2 protein-coding genes are annotated in these 2,626 nt (G+C 64.8%); both read right to left on the bottom strand.

Annotated elements, in window-relative coordinates; translation table 11 throughout:
- Nucleotides 1-200: 200 nt before the first annotated feature.
- Nucleotides 201-992, bottom strand: a complete 792-nt coding sequence (istB, locus tag QN397_RS26500) for an IS21-like element helper ATPase IstB (RefSeq protein ID WP_323502503.1) — start codon at nt 990-992, stop codon at nt 201-203.
- Nucleotides 985-2,508, bottom strand: coding sequence for an IS21 family transposase (istA, locus tag QN397_RS26495; RefSeq protein ID WP_323502502.1), 1,524 nt, complete (start codon nt 2,506-2,508; stop codon nt 985-987). Before istA ends, istB begins: the two co-directional genes overlap by 8 nt.
- Nucleotides 2,509-2,626 lie beyond the last annotated feature (118 nt).

Here is a 2,626-nt window from a genome sequence, read left to right as displayed (position 1 = left end):
CTGTCGGCGCCGGTTGAACTTTGACCCACCCTGCCGGTTGAACTTTGACCCGGGGATGGAAGCCGGCATCGTGGATGCCGGCTGTGCATAACTCTACCGTCTTCGTCCTTTCTCGGTTTCCTTTCTAATGACTGATTGCTCGCACGAAGAAGGCGCGAAGGGCGAAGCCCGCAGCGCCTTGTCCCTGCCTGCGATGTTGCTCAACCGGCGTTTCCAACCGCCCCCTTTCGCTCCTGCTCACGAGCTTTGATGCGCTTCTTCGAGTTGGCAGTGGCGTGCGTGATCCGGTAACTGTCGTTGCCCGTCTCGACGATGTGGCAGTGGTGAGTGAGCCGGTCCAGCAGTGCAGTGGTCATCTTCGGATCTACGAACACACTGCTCCATTCAGCGAAGTCCAGGTTGGTCGTCACCACCACGCTGGTGTGCTCGTACAGCTTAGAGAGCAGGTGGAACAGCAGCGCCCCACCGGCCTGGCTGAAGGGCAGGTAGCCCATCTCATCGAGCACCACCGCATCCAGTCGCAGCATGCTCGCGGCAATGCGACCCGCCTTGCCCTGAGCCTTCTCCTGCTCCAGCGTATTGACCAGGTCGACCGTAGAGTAGAAGCGCACGCGTTTGCCATGCTGCGTGATGCCCGCCACGCCGATGGCCGTCGCCAGATGGCTCTTGCCGGTGCCGGGGCCACCCACCAACACGACGTTGTGCGCCTCATCGGTGAAGGCCATCTCGGCTAACTGCAGCACGAGCTTGCGGTCAACCGGCGAGACCTCGAAGTCGAACCCTGCAAGGTCCCGGTGCACAGGGAACTTCGCCGCGTTCATCTGGTGAGTGACCGAGCGCGTGGCGCGCTCGGTGGTCTCGGCACGCAGCATCTGCTCGACCAGCCAGCCGGATCGCTCCAGCTCGGCGGCGTTCTGCTCCATCAGGTCGGCCCAGGTCCCGGCCATACCGTGCAGGCGCAGCGCCTTGAGTTCAGCGATGACGTCACGCATGACCGGCCTCCCTCAAGCTGCCCAGGTCTCGCAGCCGGTCGTAGCGCGCTGTGTCAGCGATCGGTGGCGTCAGCACCTGCAACGGTGTCTCCACGTTGTCCGGGCGCGGCGCCGCGTTCAGACGCGCGAGCACGTTGATGACGTGTTCGACGCTCACGCGCCCGGAAGGCGGTGCGCCGTCCAGCGCCAGCTCTACGGCCACCAGCACCGCTTCCAGTCCGGCCGTCGGCACGAGCGCCAGCACCCGCGCCATTAGCCGGTCGCCTCCGCTCTCGCGCAACAGTGCACGGCGCAGCCGCTGCAATGATTCGGGCAGATCGGCGAACGGCGCACCGTTACGCAGTGCGCCGGGTTTCCTCTGCACCAGCGGCACATAGTGCTGCCAGTCGTAGCGCGTCTTGCTCTTGTCCGTCAGCCGCTCGTGCTCGGCCACGACGCCATCACCGGCCACTACCGTCACGCGCGTCGGGTACAGGTGCGTGCTGACCATCTGCCCAGCCAGCTCGCAGGGCACCGAGTAGCGGTTGCGCGCCACCGACACCAGGCAGGTGCTGCTCACCCGGGCCACCTCCTCGACGTAGCCATCGAACGCTGCGGGCATCGGCATCAACTGCTCCCGCTCGTGCTCGAGCATCTCGGCCACGCTGAACTGCCTGTGCTCGGGATGCCGGACCTCTTCCCATAGCGCCCGGCAGCGCTCGCCCAGCCAGGCATTGAGTTCGTCGAAGCTCGCGAAGCGCCGCTCACGCGCGTCGATCCAGATGCGCCGGCGGCTGTCCTGCACGTTCTTCTCCACCACGCCCTTCTCCCAGCCGGAGGCGACGTTGCAGAAGTCAGGGTCGTACAGGTAATGCGCGCACATCACCGCGAAGCGCGCGTTGACGGTGCGGCCCTTGCCCTTATGGACCTTGTCCACGGCGGTCTTCATGTTGTCGTAGATGCCGCGGCATGCCACCCCGCCCAACGCCGCGAACGACCGGGTATGCGCATCGAACAGCATCTCGTGGCCCTGGCTCGGATACGCCACAAGGAAGAACGCGCGGCTTGCGCACAGCTTCATGTGCGAGACCTGCAGCTTGCGGTAGAGGCCCCCGATGACCAGCGCCTCATCGCTCCAGTCGAACTGGAACGCCTCGCCCAGCTCGAAGGTCAACGGCACGAATGCCTTGCCGATTGCAACGCCGCCTTGGCTGGCGCGCCATGTACGAATGAAGTCCGTCAGTTGCGTGTAGCCGCCTTCGTAGCCGGCCGCGGCGATCTGCTGAAGCAGTGCCTTGGCGGTTCGCCGTTCCTTCCTCGGGCGGCGCGCATCGGCCAGCAGCGCCATCTTGATCGTTTCAATGAACGGCGACAGCTTCGTCGCCGCCGCCCGGCGCCGGTACTTCGGTGGCTGCGCCACCGGCATTCGCAGGTACTTCCTCACCGTGTTGCGCGACAGGCTCGTCGCCCTCACGATCTCTCGCACCGACTTCTTCTCGCGGTGGTGCATCCGCAGGACCTTGCCAATCATGGCCATGGTGATCACTCCTCATACCCCCACCGCTTAAAAAAGCAGCAGGGTAGGCTGAACACCCGGGTCAAATTTGAAGCGGCACAACCCTCACAGGTGGGTCAATTTTCGGCCGGCGCCAACA

Origin of the sequence: Variovorax sp. RTB1, assembly GCF_035018765.1 — a bacterium.
In the GTDB taxonomy this organism is placed as follows: Bacteria; Pseudomonadota; Gammaproteobacteria; order Burkholderiales; family Burkholderiaceae_C; genus Variovorax.
Note: the sequence above shows the minus strand (reverse complement) of the source record. Positions and strands in the feature narration are given on the sequence as shown.

Excerpts from the sequence above, each read along its gene's own strand:
- istA (WP_323502502.1), bottom strand. The coding sequence starts at position 2,508 with ATGGCCATGATTGGCAAGGTCCTGCGGATGCACCACCGCGAGAAGAAG.
- istB (WP_323502503.1), bottom strand. The coding sequence starts at position 992 with ATGCGTGACGTCATCGCTGAACTCAAGGCGCTGCGCCTGCACGGTATG.